The organism is Nitrospina sp. P1_D6 (assembly GCF_052156615.1).
GTDB lineage: Bacteria > Nitrospinota > Nitrospinia > Nitrospinales > Nitrospinaceae > Nitrospina.
This window is the reverse complement of the sequence record NZ_JBQKUN010000002.1, coordinates 273,537-291,546: the sequence shown is the minus strand read 5'-3', so window position 1 is coordinate 291,546 and position 18,010 is coordinate 273,537. Positions and strand designations below refer to the sequence as shown.

Sequence of the window (18,010 nt, the reverse complement as noted above, 5' to 3'; positions counted from 1 at the left end):
CTCCCCCGCCGGGGGTCACTGTCCTTCCCGCACCTCGATGAAATACCACTGTGCGTCCGGGCTGGTGGAAAAGGTCCGGTACGTCTCGTAGCTCTGCGCCGGCAGCTGGACACGGTCCCAGTTCGAGGTCTCCTCGGTGGGGCTTCGGTCCTTGTCGAAAAACCGCGTGCGCGCCTGAACCTGCAGGGGAAAGTCGGTGTGGTTGCGGATCTGCACCCACACTTCCAATGTGCCGGTTTCCGTGGGACGGGAGTTGTGTTCGGTGATGGAGACTTTTTTCTTTCCGGGGGCGTTCATGGGCACGGAGGGTTCCGGACCCAGCCGGTTGCCGCGGCAGTAGTTCTGCCACTCACTGCGGCGTTGCAGGCCTTCATCGAGAAAGCGGACGCTGTTCATCTTGATGGCGGCGTCGGCTTCGCCTTCCGCCAGGATGCGCGGACAGGGGTCCGTGGCGCATCCGGTCAACCAGCCCGCCGCCACAAGGCAGGCAATCAGGGTTCCTGATCGGTTCATACAGCCTCCGTTAATATGTTGTGAATGAGTCGTTGTCATTTTTTGACCAGTGCGGTGCGGGAACGGGCCCAAACCAGCCCCGTGCCGCCGTGTGTTTTCAGGATGGGACGCTGTGTGGACAATGCGGCCTGTTTTTTCCCGCTTGCGTCTTCAAACCAGATACCGACCTCTCCCCACTGTGCCGGATCGACCTGCAGGGTGAGCACGTGCACGCTGTCCGGAAGGTTGTTCCAGTAACGCGTGTCTGCCTGCGTTTTGGTGTTGGCGGCGAGCGCCATCTGCGTCGCCCCGACCAGCCCCAGCGCACCGGCGGCAAGCTGGAACGTGCCGGAGTTTTCCATGAGCGGCGCCATGATCATGGTCTTCGATGCGATGTCGGTCAATGCCGAACCCACCATGGCGTTGGTCTGGCGGAAGACCACCTTGCCTTCCAGAATCTTGTCGAACTGACGGCCGCCGCGCGAGGTGGCCTGCCAGTAGATGTCTTCCATCGGATACGCGTCGTAAGTGTTGCCGTTCATTTGAAGGTGCGCGCGGGTTTCGACGAAACCGCGACCGCGCCTGAATTTCAACTCGCCGTGGCCGATGCCGTCGGACACCTTCCTCGGTGAAGTGCCTGTTTCCAGCAGGACCAGCACGTTGTCATTCGGGTCGGGAATCTGAAAATCCGGGCGGAAGCGTTTCACTTCTTCGTACGCCATGCGGGCGAGATCCTGATCGCCCAGCTTTTGCGACACCCAGCCCTGCAGGAAAATGAGGAGGGCGAAGTCGCACCGGTTCTGTTCCTCTTCGGCGAACGCATCCTGCAGGACACCGCCCTTGAACGAGGCGCGCGCGTTTTCCAGGTCGCCTTCGATGATGTAGAGCAAACCACGGTAGTAGTAGGCCATGGCGCGCTCGTACGGCTCGCCCTTGAAGTCCTTCTTGCCTTCCTCGTACCACAGGCTGCGCGCGTTCCGCGCGGTTTCATCGTCAGCGTAAATGGATTCGATGTTCATCAGGGCGCGGTCCAGCGATTCGCGGGCCAGCGAGTAATGACCGAGTTCCATGGCGGCGAGCCCCACGCGCATGTCGTTCAGCACCTGGTTGCGCGGACCTTCAATGAGCGCCTTGCGATAAAGGGTGTGCAGGACGGCGGGCTTGTTCTGCAGGTAGGTGTTCATCACCGCATCGGAGACGTGCGCTTTCTGCGACGCCGGGCCGCAGGCCGGGAGCAGGAGCAGGCCCAGCGCCAGCGCCAGCGCACCGAGGCGGCGTTTGTGATTTCCGGTCATCGAGCCGTCGTCACCGGTAGATGATGTCGTCCCGCGCAGATTTGCGAAAATCATAAATCCCCGTCCACACGATGGCGCTGTTGTTCAGGTCTACCATCTCAAAAATGATCTGATGATAACGGGAGGTTCGTCCGGTGGTGGGATTGATCTGGTCGAGGGTGGTGATGCGCCCGCCCAGCCGGTAGTCGCCTGAAAGCAGGCCGGCAGGGCGGCCCTTGTAGGCGGTTTCTTCCTTCACCATGCCTTCGTAATGGCGGCCGACGAATACCATGCGGCCTTTCGCGGCTCGGTTCAGGTCCACGCGCAGGCGGTCGGTGATGATGTTCTTGTTGATGCGCGAAGAGCTTTCATTGCGGAAAAACTCGGCGTCGATGATGACCTTGGGCGGTGTCTTGGAGCCGGCGAGCGACGGATTGGTCAGCATGTCGCGCATCATCTTGTCGGTCATGGCGCGGATGTCCTGCGACTCGATGCCCACGCCCGCGAGCTGGCCTGTAGAATTCGGGTCTTCGTACACCGTGGGGCTTCCGGGTGCGTTTTCGATGGTGGAAGCGGAATAGGTGGCGCATCCGCCCAACAGGAGCAGGCCGATTGCCCATGGAAACCAAACTCTGACCGATCCGTTCATGAAATCCATCCTTCTTCGATTGAAAAAAACGTGGGTTGGCGGGGTGAGTCACCTAATCGAATAGTACCCCATAACCCGGCGGGGGGCAAAAAACTTTGGCCGCGCACTCCGGGAGTCATGGAACTTCGGAGGACGCGGCCGCCGCAAGCAGACGATTATCAGCTCTTTTTATTTGGCGCGGTCAGCGCTTGCCGCCGGCGTTGACCAGAGCCTGGTGGTAGTTGTTTTTCAGGTCGGGGTAGATCTCCCATGTCGCTTCCAGCGCCTGCTGGTAATGCTCGTGCGTGGAGTGACGGGCGTAGAGGTACACCGCCATGTCGTTGATGTTGGTGAACGACATATCGGACGTTTCGGTGATGTACTCCATGCCGCCGGAAGCCTCGATGGCGATCTTGCGTCCGGCGTATTCCCCCACCTGGGCGCCGAGGATGCCGCCGACAAAAGGAACCTGTTCCAGTGCCTTCTGCCCAGCAAAGGCGCCTGCCATCTGCCCGACCCTCGAGCCCAGCTGGGCGTTGATCGCCTTGTCCACCCACAGGGCGAGCACGCCGTCCTGCGTGTAGGGCGACATGAACTCGCCGGTGTTGTCCAGAAGCGGCTGAGGCACGTTGACGATGTCCTGAGGTTTCGGAATCTGCGGACCGGCACAGGCCGCCAGCGTGACCGCGAGAACCAGCAATAAACACTTTTTATAAATGGAAAGGGTGGGGTGGTTCATGACTCTGCCTCCTCGCAAAAGAATGATTATATTAATGCCAATGAAGGCAATTCAGTAAAGTGCAGGGGGCATGAGTTGGCGCGGCACAATCTACTCGGCAGGCCCCTCCCAACGACAACACCAATCAAATTACTGTAAATCCGGTAGGTGTGAGAAATATAAAGGCCGGGAGGCGGGGGCGCAAGGTATTAATATGCGCAATTTTACCGATCTTTGGATAATATTCCTTATCTGAAAATGGGTCTTGTATGAAGTGCTTTTAAAAACAACCAGTTTTAAGGAAACCAGGGGGCAGTGGGTGAGTAAGGGTTTGAAAGTAAAAGCAAATATATTGGAAAAGCGAAATCAGTCTTTCCGGTGGATAGAGGGTCAATTGGGCTGGGAGGGTTGCCGTGCCGGGGCGTTGGTGTCGCGGGGCTGGGTGCGTGGAGGGGTGATGGATTCCGGAGGGGTTTCGGGGTCGCCTTCGTCGTTGGGATCGAGGTCGGCCAGATCCTGTTTTTTGAAGGCCGCGCGCGAGCGCACCCAGGCGAGGCCGTGGCCGCGCGGGGTCATGTGCACCTCCACCTCGAACGCCAGGTTGGAGACGGTGTTTCCGCCGGGATCGACAAAACTCACCGTCACCGTGCGACCTGGATTGCTGGCATCTTTGCCGTAGGTGAACACGTGGACGCTGTCGGGGAGGGATTCCCAGTACCGGTCGTCGGCGCGGGTCTGCGTGCTGGCGGCGACGCCCTGCTGGACGAGGCCGATGGCCGTGACGATGCCGGAGATGAGGAGGCCTTCGTTGCTGTCATGTTGCGCGGACAACAGCATGCCCTGCACGCCCAGTTCGGTGAGTGCCTTGCCCATGGTCTCGTGTGTTTCCTTGAAAACGACCTTGTCCTTGAGGATGGCGTCCACCACCCTGCCGCCGCGCGTCGAGGCCTGCCAGAAGATGTCTTCGGTCATGCGCGGTGAATAGGTGCGGCCGTTGACGAACAGCCGCGCGCTCTTTTCGCGGAACCCGGAGCCGCGCTTGAAAGTGAGCGCGGCGTTGCCTTCGCCCGCCGCGACCTTGATGGGCGACATGCCGCTCTCCGCCAGAACCAGCACATCGTCGCCCGGCGCGGGCGGGGTGAGGTCCGGCCGGATCTGCTGCGCTTCCTCGAACGCCGTCTTCGCCAGTTGTTCGTCGCCCAGCAGGTGCGACGCCCAGCCTTCGAGGTAAATCAGGAGGGCGAAGTCCATCTGGTATTTTTCGTTTTCGGCGAGCGCATCCTGCAGCTGGCCGCTTTTGAAACAGGCGCGGGCGTTTTCGTAATCGCCTTCCTTCAGGAACAGCAGGCCCCGATAGTAATAGGCCATGGCGCGCTCATACGGCTCGCCCTTGAAGTCTTTTTTGCCTTCCTCGTACCACACGCTCCGCGCTTTTTCCGCAGACTCGTTTTCCGCATAGACGGCCTCGATGCTGAGAAGGGTGGTCTCGAACGACTCCGCGGCGAGGCGGTCACGGCCCAGTTCCATCGCGCCCAGTCCGGCGCGCATGTGGTTGAGCACGAAGTTGCGCTGGCCCTCTTCCAGCACGTCGCGGTAAACGTTGTGGAGCGGTTCCGGTTTGTTTTCGAGGTACGCCTGCATCTGTTGTTTGGGAATCTGCTTGCGGGCGTAGCGGGTGGTGTCGCAGGCGGTGAGGAACAAGGCGCAGAGGAGGAGCAGAGTGCAGTACCCCACCCTGCGCCCTCTCCCGGCGAAAGGACCTGAAGACAAGGGGGGGCGTCGAACGTTGAATGCCATTTCGATGTGGGTTCCCGCACGCACGTGTTCCTCCCGATTCCATACGGTCATTATGGATACTGCCTTTCAGATTAATTCAATTATTCCGAAATGCCAGAGGGAAAGCAACGGCTGTGATGCGGGGCAAAATTGGATATGAAATCGGCCGACTTACAGGGCTGCCTATTTCCCGAACTCTTTCTTGTAGAGGTCGATGGCGGCGTTGAGGATGCGCACGGCTTCGTCGCGGCCGGTGGTGACTTATTGACAACTCAACCAACATCCAAAAATAAATATAAGTGGCTGGCCATTTTTGAACGATTGTTGTTCTAAACTTTATATTTCCCGATTTCCTTCTTGTAGAGGTCGATGGCGGCGTTGAGGATGCGCACGGCCTCTTCCCGGCTCAAAAAGTCCTCCACCACCACTTCCTTCTTCTCCAGCTTCTTGTAGTCCTGGAAAAACCGTTTCACCTCTTCCATCCGGTGCGGCGGCAGCTCGTCGATCGACTCGTAATGGTTGTATTCGGGGTCGTCCATGTGCACGGCGATGATCTTGTCATCTTCCTCGCCCTGGTCCAGCATTTCCATCACGCCAATGGGTTTGGCGCGCATGATGGACAGCGGGTACACGCGGTCCTGTCCCAGCACGAGGACATCGAGGGGATCGTGGTCGTCGCCCAGCGTGCGCGGGATGAACCCGTAGTTGGCGGGATACTGCACGGAGCTGTACAGGATGCGGTCCACCTTGATCATGCCGGTTTTCTTGTCGAGTTCGTACTTGGTCTTGGAGCCTTTGGGCACTTCGATGATGGCCGGAAATATGTCCGGCAATTCGTCGCCCAGTTCCACGTCATGCCACGGATGAAACATAGTAGAGGGGGTTTCCTTTCTTTAATCGCACTCAGCGTTGAAGGGGTGGTGCGGTAACGGGAACGGCGGGGCCGCTCGTTACCGTCAGTTCAAATGCGCCGTGGTGGGCGATTTCCGGGCCGGCGTCTTGCGCGACCGGGATTTCGGCTTGGCGGCTTTTTTCTTTGTTGCGGATTTTCTGGCGGCGCGCTGGGGTTTGACCTTCAGCTTCTTCTCGAAACTGTGCTCCAGCACGTCGTCCATCGTTTCCACGGAAATGAAGTTCAGTTTTTTGCGGATGATCTCCGGGATGTCCGGCAGGTCCTTTTCGTTGTCTTTCGGGATGATGACGTTTTCGATCTTCATCCGGTGCGCGGCGAGGGCTTTTTCCTTGAGGCCGCCGATGGGCAGGACCTTGCCGGTCAGGGTGATCTCTCCGGTCATGCAGATGTCGCTCCGCGGCACGTTTCCGGTGAGGGCGGAGATCAGCGCCACGGCGATGGTGATGCCCGCCGAGGGACCGTCTTTCGGGATGGCGCCTTCCGGGATGTGCACGTGGACGTCCACGCCCATGTGGAAATTCGGTTTGAGCCCGAGTTGATCCGAGCGTTTGCGCACATAGCTCATCGCCGCCTGCACGGATTCCTTCATCACGTCGCCCAGCTTGCCGGTGCTGATCACCATGCCCTTGCCGGGGGTGACGGAGACCTCGATGTTCAGCATCTCGCCGCCGAACTCCGTCCACGCAAGCCCTGTGGCGACGCCGACTTCCGGCCGGTCGCGTTCGCGGTCGCCGGGGTATTTGGGAACGCCGAGCAGTTTGGAGAGGGTTTGCGGCTTGACATCGATGACCGTTTTCTTGCCCTCCTCCACGACCTTCATTGCGGTCTTGCGGCAAAGGGAACCGATTTCCCGTTCCAGGCTGCGTACGCCCGCCTCGCGGGTGTATTCCTGGATGAGTTTCGTCAGCGACGATTCGCTGATGGTCAACTGCTTTTTCGTCAGCCCGTGTTCCTTCAGCTTTTTGGGGATCAGGAAATTCCGGGCGATGGCCAGCTTTTCCTGTTCCGTGTAACCGGGAATGCGGATGATCTCCATGCGGTCCTGCAACGGTTGCGGAATGGCGTGCAACACGTTGGCGGTGCAGATGAACAGCACCTGCGACAGGTCGTAGTCGATTTCCAGGTAGTGGTCGTTGAAATTCACGTTCTGTTCCGGGTCGAGCACCTCCAGCAGGGCGGACGACGGATCGCCGCGGAAATCCATGCTCATCTTGTCCACCTCATCCAGCAGGAACACGGGGTTGGTGGTGCCGGCTTTTTTCATGGACTGGATGATCTTGCCCGGAAGCGAACCGATGTAGGTTTTGCGGTGGCCGCGGATCTCCGCCTCGTCACGCACCCCGCCCAGGGACACGCGGACGAACTCCCGTCCCGTCGCACGGGCGACGGATTTGCCCAGCGAGGTTTTGCCGACGCCCGGTGGGCCGACGAGGCACAGGATGGGGCCCTTGATCTTTTTCACCAGCTTCATCACCGCCAGGTGCTCGACGATGCGTTCCTTTACTTTTTCGAGACCGTAGTGGTCGCCATCCAGGATCTTCTGGGCTTCCTTGATGTTGATCTTGTCCGAGTTTTTCCCCTTGTGCCAGGGGATGTCCACCAGCCAGTCGATGTAGTTGCGCACCACCGTGGCCTCGGCCGACATCGGCTGCATGATCTCGAGCCGCCGGACTTCCTTCATGGCTTTTTCCTGGACATCTTTGGGCATCTTGGCTTTCTTGATTTTCTGCGTCAGCTCGTCGATGTCGGACTTGAACTCATCGCGCTTGCCCAGTTCCTTCTGGATGGCCTTCATCTGCTCGTTCAGGTAGAACTCTTTCTGCGAACGCTCCATCTGCTTGCGCACGCGGCCGTGAACGCGCTTTTCGATCTTCAGGATTTCCATTTCCGACTTGAGCGAGGAAATCAGTTTGTTGAGGCGATCCACAGGACTGTAGGTGTCGAGCAACTCCTGCTTCTCGGTCGTCTGGAACACCATGTAGGAAGCGATCGTGTCGGCGAAGCGGTGCGGTTCCGCGATGTTGGCGATGGCGGAGATGGCTTCCAGCGGAATCTTCTGGTTGAGTTTGACGTACTGCTCGAACAGGTTTTCGATGCTCCGCATCAGCGCCTTGACGTCCGGGACGACCTGGATGTTTTCCTCGATGCGGACAATCTCGACCTCATGGTAGTTCGGGTTGTCCTGGAAACTGATGATGCGGCCGCGCTGGACGCCTTCCACCAGCACCTTCATGGTGCCGTCGGTGAGTTTCAGAATCTGCAGGATGTTGGCCAGCGTTCCCGTTTCAAAGATGTCAGCGGGACCGGGATCGTTGTGGTTGGCGTTTCTCTGGGTTGCGAGAAAGATGTTTTTCTGGTCGGCCATCGCTTTTTCCAGCGCCAGGACAGATTTGTCCCGTCCCACGAAAAGCGGGATGACCATGAAAGGAAACACCACAATGTCCCGCAGGGGGACCAGCGGAAGAATGGTTCGTTCTGATGTCATAGGGGTCAACTGGCCTGTTTCTGATTCTGGTACACCATCAACGGTTTTTCCAGATGGGAAATGACTTCCTCGTTGATGACGACTTCTTCCACGTCCTCACGGGACGGCAGGTCGAACATGATTTCGAGCATGACTTCTTCGAGGATGGAACGCAGGCCGCGCGCCCCGGTTTTGATGCGGTAGGCCTTCTCGGCGATGGCGCGGATGGCGCCGTCGGTGAACTTCAGCTTGACGTTTTCGAACTCGAACAGTTTCTTGTACTGCTTGATGAGCGCGTTCTTGGGTTCGGTCAGCACCTGCACCAGCCCGTCCACATCCAGTTCGCTCAACGTGGCGGTGATGGAGAGGCGGCCGACGAATTCCGGGATCAATCCGTATTTCAGAAGATCTTCCGGCTGCACCTTTTCCAGAACCTCGGTCATGTCCTGGCTTTCTTTGCTGACCAGCTCCTGCCCGAAGCCCATCGTTTTCTTGCCGATGCGGTTGCGGATGATCTTGTCCAGGCCGACGAACGCGCCGCCGCAAATGAACAGAATATTGGTGGTGTTGACCTGAAGGAACTCCTGGTGCGGATGCTTGCGTCCGCCCTGCGGCGGAACGCTGGCGTGCGTGCCTTCGATGATTTTCAAAAGGGCCTGCTGGACACCCTCGCCGGAGACGTCGCGCGTGATCGACGGGTTCTCCGACTTGCGGCTGATCTTGTCCACCTCGTCAATGTAAATGATGCCGCGCTCGGCCTTCTCCACATCGTAATCGGCCGCCTGCAGCAGTTTCAGGATGATGTTTTCCACGTCTTCACCGACGTACCCGGCTTCCGTCAGCGTGGTCGCGTCCACGATGGTGAACGGCACGTCGAGAATGCGGGCCAGCGTCTGCGCCATCAGCGTTTTGCCGGAGCCGGTGGGGCCGATGAGCAGGACGTTGCTCTTCTGCAGTTCCACGTCTTCCATGTCGATGCCCGCATCGACCCGCTTGAAGTGGTTGTGCACGGCAACGGACAGGATTTTTTTACAACGCTCCTGGCCGATGATGTACTGGTCCAGGTGGGTGAAGATGTCCTTCGGCTTGAGCAGGTGCTTGAAATCCTCGGTCTTTTCCTGCGCCCACTCCTCGACCATGATTTCATTGCACAGCTCGATGCACTCGTCGCAAATGTAAACCGTGGGGCCTGCGATCAGTTTTTTAACTTCTTCCTGGCTCTTACCACAAAAAGAACAACGGTAGTTACCTGAGTTGGAAGTTTTCTTAGCCATGAATGCCTCCGAGTGCGTCCGCTATTGGGAGAACCTCCCGGTTCCCTTGATCCGGCAATTTAATCATCGATTCCCTTGGACAGGTCCTTCGATTCGGTACGGCTGGTGATGACATTGTCGATCAGCCCGTATTCCTTGGCCTGTTGGCCGGTCATGAAATGGTCGCGCTCCGTATCGCGCCGGATCGCCTCTTTCGGCTGACCGGAATGCTTGGCGAGAATGTCGTCCAGCGTGTCGCGCACCTTGAGAATCTCTTCTGCATGAATCTGGATGTCCGTGCTCTGCCCCTGGAACCCGCCGGAGGGCTGATGGATCATCACCCGCGAGTTGGGCAGGGCGAAGCGTTTGCCTTTGGTGCCCGCCGTCAACAGCAACGCGCCCATGCTGGCCGCCTGGCCGATGCAGATGGTCTGCACGTCCGGCTTGATGTACTGCATGGTGTCGTAAATCGCCAGGCCGGAGGACACGTGCCCGCCGGGGCTGTTGATGTATAGATAAATGTCCTGGTCCGGCTCGTCCGATTCCAGAAACAAAAGCTGCGCGATGATCAGGTTGGCCATGTGGTCTTCAATCTGCTGTCCTATAAATATAATACGATCTTTCAGCAGGCGGGAATAGATGTCATAGGATCTTTCTCCGCGGCTGGTCTGCTCGACCACGATGGGAACCAGCTGGTTGGTGATCTGATTGTAGATGTCTTGTCTCATAGGCACACGAATTCACTTTCTATATGGGTGGTGACGCAAACAGGCGTGTTTATGACGGAATTTCCTGCCAGATGCAAACGAATCTTGCCGGAGCAGGGGGAAACTGAAAGGGTAATCATTACAATTAATTATCTTTTTTAAGGTCGGCGCTGTCAACCATTTCTTCCTGCAGCTGAACCTGGTCGAGCAGCTTCTCCAGGGTCCGGTCCCGGCGCATCCGGTTGTGGAGTCTCAGTAATGCGCCGGATTGGGCCCATTCCTGCTTCATTTTCTTCAGGTCCTTGATCTGCAAAAGGGACATGAATACTTGCAGTTCTCGGTCGAGTTCCTGCTCGCTGACCTCGATGGCCAACTCGTCCGAGAACTTGTTGATGACCAGTTCCTGCTGGAGCAGTTTCACCGCCTGCTCGCGGTGTTTTTTCTGGTCTTCGTCGGTCAACGCCACGTGGTCGGTCTGGTGTTCGTGCACCACACCTGCGGCGTCCTGTTGTTTCTCCTTGTTGACCATGAACTTGATCTGCTCCTGAACCAGTTTTTCCGGCACGTCGATCGGGTTGACGTCGGCCAGTTTGTCGGCGAGGGTTTTCTGCGCCTCCACCCGCGCCTGCTTGCGGTGGTGTTCCTCCAGCTCGGCGCGGATACCCGATTTCAACGCGTCCAGGTTCTCGTATTTCTTGTCGGGGTCCACCGTCTGCGCGAAGGCGTCGTCCAGTTCCGGCAGTTTCTTCACCTGGATGCCCTTGAGCGTCACGGTGAAGTCCACTTCTTTCCCCGCCACTTCCTTGTTGGGATGGTCGTCCGGCAGGGTGAGCGAAAACGAGCGCGTCTCGCCGATCTTCATGCCCAGCACCTTGTCGTCGAAGCCGCCGATCAAGTGGCCGCCCACCTGCACGACATAATCCTCGGCCTTGCTGTTCTCGTAGGGCTTGCCGTCACAGGTGCTTTCGAAATCAATCTTGATGAGGTCGTCCTTGGATATTCCGCGGTCGGTGACGGTTTCGTTCACCGCCTTCTGCTCGCGGTAGGACTCCAGGGTCTGCTCGACCTGCTCGTCGGTGACCTTCGGCACCTTGACCGGCACCTCAAGCTTGCTGATGTCCGGCGCGGAAAACTCCGGCAGCACCTCCACGTTGGCGGTGACGGTGATGTCCGTCCCCTCCTCGGCGTGGATTTCCACGATGCTGGGTTCGCCGATGGCGTGCAGGTGGTTGTCCTGGATGCCCTGGTTGATGCTCTCGGAGACCATCAGCGTCAGCACTTCCTGTTTGACTTCCGGGCCGAAGCGCTTTTCCATGATGGACTGCGGGATTTTGCCGGGCCGGAAGCCGGGCATTTTGACCTGGTGGCTCAGTTTCTTGTAGTAGGCACTGACCTGGGACTGGTAGTCGCCGAGCGGAATCTCGATCTTGAGCTTCCGGTTGCACTTGTCGATCTCTTCAACTTCACATTTCATGATTCGGTTCGTTTCCGGGTGAATGGATAAAGGTTCCGGGCATGCGAGAGGGGGGAGTCGAACCCCCACGGTTGCCCACTGGATCCTAAATCCAGCGCGTCTACCAGTTCCGCCACCCTCGCAAAATTCAAAAGGAAAATTAGACCACCTTTTCCAGAGGCTGTCAACGAAGGGGGTCCACGGCCTCTGGCGGGGCTTCGCCGGCGCCGTGATCCGGGCTCGCGGGGAACAGTTCCAGCCCTTTTCTTTCCTCCAGAAGCTGGTTGGCGAGAAGCAGGCCGGAAGCCGACCAGGTCTGGTACAGGTTGGCGCGCCGGCCTATGAGCCGTCCCATGTGGCCGTCGTAATACTCCGGCCAGCGGTCCTTCGGCAGGCGGTTGCAGGCCTGCTCGAAGGCCGTCTCCGCCAGGTCGTCGCGCCCGGATTTCAATGCCGCCGCGACGAACGGCCACAGAAGCACCGGCCAGTTGCCGCCGTTGTGGTACGACCATGCCGCGTTTTTGGCGTCGCTTCCGGTCAGCATCTTCCAGCGCACGCCCTCCAGTGCCGGAAAGCAGATCTTGATCGGCATGGCGCCGATGAGGTCGTTCCAGTGCTCGGTGTACAGGTTCAGGATGCTCTGGGATTGCTCCGGCGTGGCCAGGCCGAACAGGATGGCCAGCAGGTTTCCCTGTGCGAAAAAGCGGAAATCCATGCGCCCCGGCCCCAGGTTGCCCACGAGGTAGCCGCCTTTTTCCGGAATCCAGTTGCTCAGCCAGTCGGGAATGGATTCCGGGTAGATGTTCAGCATGTTCACACTGCCGGTGCCGAATTCCTCGGTCTTGAAGCGGTGGATCTCGCTCAGCCGTTCGATGTCCAGCCAGTAGAAAATGCGCACGTAGGTCCGCAGGACCTTGATGCGTTGCTCCGCCATGCCGCGCAGTTTGCGGCAGGTGTCGTCGTTATCCGGAAGCAGGTCGAGGGTGGTCTGGAGGAGGCCGTAGAAGAGGGCCTGCACCTCCAGCGGGTGCCCGTACACCCCCATGCGGCGGTCGATCATGAAACTGCCGTCGGGCACGAGGAGCGTCGGGAACACTTCAAACGTGTCGCGCAGAAACAGCTCCAGCGACAACCGCATGCCGTTCTGGAAGGCGTCGGTGTGTGCCAGTTCGCGGTCGCCCGTCTTCCTCACGTACGCCCCCAGCAGCAGCACCCACCACATCATGGAATCCACCGGGGCGACACGGCCGATGGCGCGGTCGCCGAAATCGGACACCAGGTTCTCCGCGCCGTCCTCGCTTTGTTCGATGTGAAAACTCGCGGGCATGACCCCGGGATGGATCTGGTGGCCGCTCACCTGCCTCTGCTGGTTGCGGAGTTCCAGCACCGTCTCCAGAAAGTTTTTAACGATGTCCGGTTTGCCTTCGTTCAAAAACACCAGTGCCGCCGGAAAGAAATCCCGGATGAAGCAGTCGGCGTAATTGGGAGAGGCGAGGTTGGGATCGCGCGCCGCCGCCGTACCCACGGGACGGCCCTTGTGGTGAATGATCGCGTCTTCCAGCAGTTGCCGGGCTTCTTCGATGGGGGAGGGGGCCATGTGCCTTCGTATAAGTGGATTCAGATGGGAACAGTGTATAGGCAGTCGCGGGACAAAGAAAAGGCTTTCATGAAAATCCATGCCGCAACGGGCAGGCGCAGGGTGCAGGGGATCAGGTGGCTTTGCGCGTGCGGCCCTTGTTCTCGCGCGAGGCCAGCAGACTGTCGGGCGGGTAGTAACCTTGCGATACGGTCATGTTGGGATACACCCAGGTCTGCTTGCCCAGGAGGACACCCGGACACAGCACCGCGTTGCACCCGATCTCCACATGGTCGCCGATGACCCCTCCCAGCTTGGACATGCCGGATTCGATGGTCTCGCCGTCGAGCTCCAGTGTCATCGGCGGAAAAGCGACGTCGATTTTGTCCTGCGGCGAACGGAAGCGCAGGTTGGCGAGCTTCGATCCCGCGCCGAGGTTCACGTAGCTTCCGACGATGCTGTCGCCGATGTAGTTGAAGTGCCCGGCTTCGGTGTGGTTCATGAGGATGGAGTTCTTGATCTCCGTGTTGTGACCCAGCACGCAGTGATCGCCAGCAAGCAGGGTGCCGCGCAGGTACGCGCCCTGCCGCACTTCGCAGTGGTTGCCGATGACGGCCGGGCCCTTGATGACCGCGGTCGGTTCCACCACCGTGCCCGCGCCGAAATAAACCTGTGCCGGTTGTATGTAGGTGGGTTCCTGAAATTCGATCCAGCACTCCACCAGCACGGCGGGTTCGGGAAAGCGGGTGAGCGATTTTGCCGGCAGCAACTGCATGCCTTCCATTCCCTGCATGCAGTGGACGGAATCAGGCAGGCGGTCAAGGATGTTCGTAATGGAGGTTTTGAGTTGGGTCAGCGGTTCCCACACGCGATCGATGCCGTCGAACACCGCCTTGTGTTCGAATTCATCGAGGTGATCGAAAAATGAGTTGAGGTTGCGCATGGAGGGGGCCCGCCTTACGGGTGGGTGTGCTGAAACAGTCAGCCCTCAATATACCATTTCCCCCGTGGCGTTAAAACGAATCCTTTGGGGGTGAGGCGGGTGAGGCCCTGCTTGCCCATCTCGCGAAGAACGCGCTGGAGGCTGTCTTCGTTTGCTTTGGGCGCGGCCAGCGGTTTTGTCACCATGCGTTGCAGGAGGTCCTGTTCCACCGCGTACAACGGATGCGCGCTGTCCTTGAGCGACCGCATGAGCAGGTGCAGGACCGCCTCGCCCAGGGTGTTCAGCGCTTTGGCGCTTGACTTCGCGCCGCGCAGGTTGACGCCGATCTTGTTTTCCGTGCCCGAATTGCGCACAAACACCGCCGCCTCTCGTCCGTCCGCAGAGGCCATCGCCACGTAAAGCATGTCCGGGTCTTCACTGAAACGAACCGTCTTGCAGGTGAAGCCCAGCGGCCTGGCCTGTTTGCGGATCACCGCCAGCACCTGTTTCCAAACAGGCGAATTGTGATGAAACTCCGCCTGCTTCACATAATAGGCGTAGAGGGTGGCCTTGAACCCGGCAGGAAACGGTTTGGCGAGCACGGAGTAATACCGCTTCGCGGGTTTGTTTTGCAGGAGTGATTCCGTAGCGGCGAAGGTGTTGAGCGCACTTTTGAGCCCGTTGCCGCAGAAGACAGGGACCCGCCGGCCGAGCGGCGTGTCCAGCCAGCCAAGGGTGATGTTGTGGCCCGTCTCTTCGCTCCCCACCGCAAACGGAATGGACAGGGCGGTCTCGGGCAGGCCCACACTCACCCGGTCGATTTCTTTTTCCAAAGCTTCGAACTGCCCCACGTCAAAGCAGACGCCTTGCAAAATCGACTTCAAACGGTTTGCCAAATCCAGCTTCGCCGGACCCTTCAACCGTTTCAGTCGCGCCGCGGCGATCATCCCTGCGATTCGGTACAGAATCCACTTGTCACCGACGGCAGAAAGTTCGCGCTTGAGTCCCAGTTTTTGCGCTGCCACACCGGTGTTGAGGTCGCTTTCGACGGTGTGGACGTATGCCGCGTTCCGGTAACGGTCCGGGTCCCTGGCTGACAGGTAAGCCGCCTGCAGGTACGCGGTTTCATCGCCGCTCGACACGGTGAGGTGGTCGGTAAACGGATCGTAGTCGAGCCGGTAGAAGCGGTCGCCGTCGGCGTCGAACACAGCGGCTGCGATTCGGCGTTGTCCGCTGATGATCTCGGCCCGATGTTTTCGGCCGAGCTGGAACAGCTTGACCACCGCCTTGTGTTTTCGGAACGCACCGCTTCGGGCCGCGATGGCCTCGGGGGGAATCTTACGGTGGCCTTCCAGATCGGCGACGCCGCTGTTCACGTTGACGTGGCCGTCCATGTGCGTGTTGACCTCGATGACCTTGCCGAACCCGGCGCGACTCAACACCGCGGCGGCCACCCCCGTCAACGCACCGCAGGCGGGGTCCACCACCAGCGTGATGTTTTTCAGGAGGCCGGCATTGTCCACCCAGCTGTTTTCCGGATCGAGGGAAAAATTGAGAAACAGGTTGGTCGCCGCCTTCTGCCGGTCGACGCGTTTTCCCTTCAACGGTTTGTTGACGAGCGAGGGCGTGTCCAGAAGGGCATCGGTGAGAGCGATGTCGTTTTCGGGCAACAGCTTCATGCCGCGGTGCGCGAGAAATATCTTGATGCCGTTCTGGTCCTTGGGGTTGTGCGAAGCGGTCACCATGAAGCCGCCGTCGGCATTCGCATATTGGATGTAAAGCGGCACCAGGGGCGTCGGGGCGATGCCCAATACGTGCGCGTCGCCTCCGGCCTTGCGGATGCCGCGCACCACGGCCTCGTTGAATTTGCCCTCGATATCGCGCGGGTCCCACGCCACTGCAAACACCGGGCGCATGGAGGACCGCCGCTCTTGCAACACCGTCCGCACGTGGGCGTAGGCGTACTGTTCCATGAACAGGTCGGTGATGACGCCTTTTTTAAGAAACGCTTCCTGCGGTGTGAGTCCCTTCATGGAAGGGTGCGAGGACAGCATCACCTCGCGGCGGATGCCGTCGGTGCCCTGGATACGTAAGCGGGTTTGGAGAGGGGTCGGCTTCAGCATGGCGGTACGGGGGTTCAAGAACTCCGAAATTCTAACACAAAAAATGAATATTTTGCCGTTTCTGGCAAGTTCAGAAAATTAGCCTGTAACGTCTGATAAAAACCGAAAGGGAAAACAAGGCGGGAGCACGGCTTTTGTCGGAGCAGGTTTACGAACAGGATTGTCTTTTTTGGGTAAAGGAGAGGGGTGCAGAGTTTGTATGAAAACCTGGAACCGGAGGTCACTCCTTTGTGGCCATGCCGCGGTTGCTGAGAAAATTGAGCTCGTACTCGGCCTCGACCCACGGCACGTTGGGAACCGGTGCGTCGGCGGGCGTGGCTTGCTGGATCGCGTCGTAGGGATTGGACTCGATCGGCACCTCTTCCAGTATGGCGACGTCCGGGGTGACGGGGTCGCGCCGCAAAAGGGGCAGGGTGCCCGGCGCGAAAGAGAACTGCTTCGCCGCGTCCTCCAACGCTTTCAACGGCGAGGCACCATCGGCCAGCTGCGCCTTGATGGCTTCCTCGATTTCGTGGTTGCGTTCCATCAGACGCCGGTGCGGGTAATCGGGTTTCGACAGGATCATGAACTCGAGGTGCGGCCAGTAGGTGTTGATGAAGTCGTCGAAGTCCACCTCCACCTCGCGGCTCAGGCGGATGTCGCGTGCCCCGTTGGGATTGGTTTGCAACAGGTCGTTGTACACGCGCACGATGTTGTGCGTGGCGTCGTAGAGGATGACCCACTGGTACGTCGTGCCGCGCTCGAAGGTGCGGAAGGAGTCGAGCGACTGGATCAGCGTCACCATCAGGCTGTGCATGTCTTCCATGCTCAAAAACGACGCGGACCATGGAAAGCGGTCGCGGTACCACGCGGGGACGTCCGCGGGATACGAGTCGCGTTGCGAGCCTTCGGGTTTCTGGTGGTCGTTCTCGACGTAGTTCAGAATGTCGTCGAGTTCCTTGTAAGCGAGGTCCAGCCCGGCGCGCACGATGGTGTAGGGAAACAATTGGCGCTGGTATTCCATGTACTTTGCCAGTTCCGGATGGTCCGCCTCGCGTTGAACGCGCGGGTTTCTTTCGTAAATGTCTTTGGCGAAGATCAGCATGAATGTGGGATTGAGTTCGGCATTAATAATAAAAGAGGAACGGACACGCTTCAGCGCGGCCCGGGTTTGGGTTTGAACAGGTCGCCCAGCGATTTCATGATGGCCTGTTTTTCTTCCGGCGTCATGTTTTTCACGCGTTCCTGGACCTCGCGCAGTTGTTCCGGCGTGAGCTGGGACATGGCCTTCTGCATTTCGCCTTCGAGGTTGGACAGGTTGTTGAGTCCGGGCATGCGCTTCAGCATGTCGAGCCACGACTCCGCACCGCCCCCCGGCGGAGTGTACGAATTTCCGGCCGGCTCGACCTCCGGCTCCGCCACGCCCTCTTTGCGGTGGGGAGACGGGAACACGATGTAGTCGCCTTCGATGTGCCCGGTGATCTGTTCGTCCTGCAAATTGGCCAGAACGGTCTTCAGCGCGGTGCCGTGGTCCTTGCAGCTCTGGTAGACCGGCTTGAACGGCAGTTTCACCGTTTTCCCCGGGTAGCCGTTCTTTTCGATGGAATACTTGATGTTGGTTTCTACGGTGTGGGTGTCTGTCATGGATCCGTTGATGAAAATCGAGAAGGTCCGCGTTCGTCGCATGCGATGCAATGCATGAGACCCGACGCGCCGTTTCTGTAACCTGTGG

Annotated in this window: 16 protein-coding genes and 1 tRNA gene; 1 reads left to right on the top strand and 16 read right to left on the bottom strand. The window is 59.0% G+C overall.

What is annotated here, in order from left to right:
- Positions 1-15 precede the first annotated feature (15 nt).
- The 5 genes from ACTRXA_RS04960 to ACTRXA_RS04940 form a co-directional block, all read right to left on the bottom strand.
- The gene (locus tag ACTRXA_RS04960) at positions 16-513 is read right to left on the bottom strand and encodes a YcfL family protein (RefSeq protein ID WP_442426097.1); all 498 of its coding nucleotides are present in this window, start codon (positions 511-513) and stop codon (positions 16-18) included.
- Positions 514-548: 35 nt separating this feature from the next.
- On the bottom strand, positions 549-1,841 hold the full coding sequence (locus ACTRXA_RS04955; protein ID WP_442426096.1) for a hypothetical protein: 1,293 nt from the start codon (positions 1,839-1,841) through the stop codon (positions 549-551).
- On the bottom strand, positions 1,798-2,415 hold the full coding sequence (locus tag ACTRXA_RS04950; RefSeq protein WP_442426095.1) for a penicillin-binding protein activator LpoB: 618 nt from the start codon (positions 2,413-2,415) through the stop codon (positions 1,798-1,800). The genes ACTRXA_RS04955 and ACTRXA_RS04950 overlap by 44 nt, the downstream gene beginning before the upstream one ends.
- 181 nt (positions 2,416-2,596) lie before the next feature.
- Entirely contained in the window at positions 2,597-3,133 is a 537-nt protein-coding gene (locus ACTRXA_RS04945; RefSeq protein ID WP_442426094.1) for a hypothetical protein, read from the bottom strand.
- 369 nt (positions 3,134-3,502) lie between these two features.
- Positions 3,503-4,960: a hypothetical protein gene (locus ACTRXA_RS04940; protein ID WP_442426093.1), complete on the bottom strand. Its 1,458-nt coding sequence runs from the start codon at positions 4,958-4,960 to the stop codon at positions 3,503-3,505.
- A gap of 84 nt (positions 4,961-5,044) precedes the next feature.
- Here ACTRXA_RS04940 and ACTRXA_RS04935 point away from each other — a divergent pair, with 84 nt between their 5' ends.
- Complete coding sequence (locus tag ACTRXA_RS04935) at positions 5,045-5,221, top strand: hypothetical protein (RefSeq protein ID WP_442426092.1); 177 nt, start codon at positions 5,045-5,047, stop codon at positions 5,219-5,221.
- On the opposite strand, the gene ACTRXA_RS04930 is transcribed toward ACTRXA_RS04935, so the two are convergent.
- The 11 genes from ACTRXA_RS04930 to ACTRXA_RS04880 all read right to left on the bottom strand — a co-directional run bounded on the left by ACTRXA_RS04930 (position 5,218) and on the right by ACTRXA_RS04880 (position 17,964).
- Positions 5,218-5,760 (bottom strand): inorganic diphosphatase, encoded by a 543-nt coding sequence (locus ACTRXA_RS04930; protein ID WP_442426091.1) that lies wholly within the window; start codon positions 5,758-5,760, stop codon positions 5,218-5,220. The genes ACTRXA_RS04935 and ACTRXA_RS04930 overlap by 4 nt on opposite strands.
- 84 nt (positions 5,761-5,844) lie before the next feature.
- The gene (gene lon / locus ACTRXA_RS04925; protein ID WP_442426090.1) at positions 5,845-8,286 is read right to left on the bottom strand and encodes an endopeptidase La; all 2,442 of its coding nucleotides are present in this window, start codon (positions 8,284-8,286) and stop codon (positions 5,845-5,847) included.
- A gap of 5 nt (positions 8,287-8,291) precedes the next feature.
- Positions 8,292-9,539: an ATP-dependent Clp protease ATP-binding subunit ClpX gene (gene clpX / locus ACTRXA_RS04920; protein WP_442426089.1), complete on the bottom strand. Its 1,248-nt coding sequence runs from the start codon at positions 9,537-9,539 to the stop codon at positions 8,292-8,294.
- A 59-nt stretch (positions 9,540-9,598) separates the two neighbouring features.
- Entirely contained in the window at positions 9,599-10,246 is a 648-nt protein-coding gene (gene clpP / locus ACTRXA_RS04915) for an ATP-dependent Clp endopeptidase proteolytic subunit ClpP (protein ID WP_442426088.1), read from the bottom strand.
- Between the two features lie 124 nt (positions 10,247-10,370).
- Positions 10,371-11,699 (bottom strand): trigger factor, encoded by a 1,329-nt coding sequence (tig, locus tag ACTRXA_RS04910; protein WP_442426087.1) that lies wholly within the window; start codon positions 11,697-11,699, stop codon positions 10,371-10,373.
- Positions 11,700-11,741: 42 nt separating this feature from the next.
- Positions 11,742-11,821: transfer RNA gene (locus ACTRXA_RS04905), tRNA-Leu, on the bottom strand.
- Positions 11,822-11,862: 41 nt separating this feature from the next.
- Positions 11,863-13,275: a glycoside hydrolase 100 family protein gene (locus tag ACTRXA_RS04900; RefSeq protein WP_442426086.1), complete on the bottom strand. Its 1,413-nt coding sequence runs from the start codon at positions 13,273-13,275 to the stop codon at positions 11,863-11,865.
- 112 nt (positions 13,276-13,387) lie between these two features.
- On the bottom strand, positions 13,388-14,197 hold the full coding sequence (locus ACTRXA_RS04895; RefSeq protein ID WP_442426085.1) for a UDP-N-acetylglucosamine diphosphorylase: 810 nt from the start codon (positions 14,195-14,197) through the stop codon (positions 13,388-13,390).
- Between the two features lie 38 nt (positions 14,198-14,235).
- The gene (locus ACTRXA_RS04890) at positions 14,236-16,317 is read right to left on the bottom strand and encodes a hypothetical protein (RefSeq protein WP_442426084.1); all 2,082 of its coding nucleotides are present in this window, start codon (positions 16,315-16,317) and stop codon (positions 14,236-14,238) included.
- Positions 16,318-16,519: 202 nt separating this feature from the next.
- Entirely contained in the window at positions 16,520-17,383 is an 864-nt protein-coding gene (locus ACTRXA_RS04885) for a hypothetical protein (protein WP_442426083.1), read from the bottom strand.
- A gap of 50 nt (positions 17,384-17,433) precedes the next feature.
- Positions 17,434-17,964 (bottom strand): hypothetical protein, encoded by a 531-nt coding sequence (locus ACTRXA_RS04880; RefSeq protein ID WP_442426082.1) that lies wholly within the window; start codon positions 17,962-17,964, stop codon positions 17,434-17,436.
- Between the last annotated feature and the right edge of the window lie 46 nt (positions 17,965-18,010).